Origin of the sequence: Streptomyces sp. WM6386 (assembly GCF_000972385.1) — a bacterium.
Classification (GTDB): domain Bacteria; phylum Actinomycetota; class Actinomycetes; order Streptomycetales; family Streptomycetaceae; genus Streptomyces.
Map to the genome: position 1 here is coordinate 1 of NZ_JXTE01000385.1, position 586 is coordinate 586.

At 73.4% G+C, this 586-nt stretch carries 1 pseudogene; it reads right to left on the minus strand.

Features of this window, described 5'->3' with window-relative positions:
• Positions 1 to 100: 100 nt before the first annotated feature.
• A pseudogene (locus TN53_RS41855) lies at positions 101 to 586 on the minus strand (acyl-CoA dehydrogenase); the annotation flags it as partial.

The following is a 586-nucleotide window of genomic DNA, read 5'->3' on the forward strand; positions in this document are numbered from 1 at the left end:
CGCCGCTCTCACGGACCGCGGTGCACGATGGCGTGGCCAGGTTCATCGGTCAACTCCTCACTTCCGCCCGGCTCGTGGCACCGCCTGTCCGGGCAGGCCGTCAGCCGGCCAGCGGCAGGTTGTAGAGGTCGAAGCCGTGCGGATCACGGAACCTGGTCAGCACCTCCCGGTGCACCCGGGAAAGGCACTCCTCGGGCAGGTCGACGTCCCTGATGCCGAGGCGCCCGGCGATGCGGTGCAGCGCCGCCGCCGCCCAGGCGGGATCGGCCAGGAACGGGTCGCTGAGCGCGTCGCTGTGGCGCCACACCCCCAGCACCGCAGCCGCGGCCAGTACCAGGACATACCGGTCGGTGAGCGCGAACCACGCCGGGCTGACGGTGCCCTGCGGGCCGGGCGGCTCCAGCGCGAGCACCCGGCCGCGCAGGTCCCGCAGTTCGTCGACCATCCGCTCGCCCAGGGTGCGCAGGACGCGCTGTACCGGATCGCCCGCGGGCAGCTGGGCCACGGCGGCCGGCAACGAGGCGCTCAGGCTGTCGCGTCCGTCGGTCAGCATGAGCCTGTCGTAGACGAACGGCGGTAAGGGGGC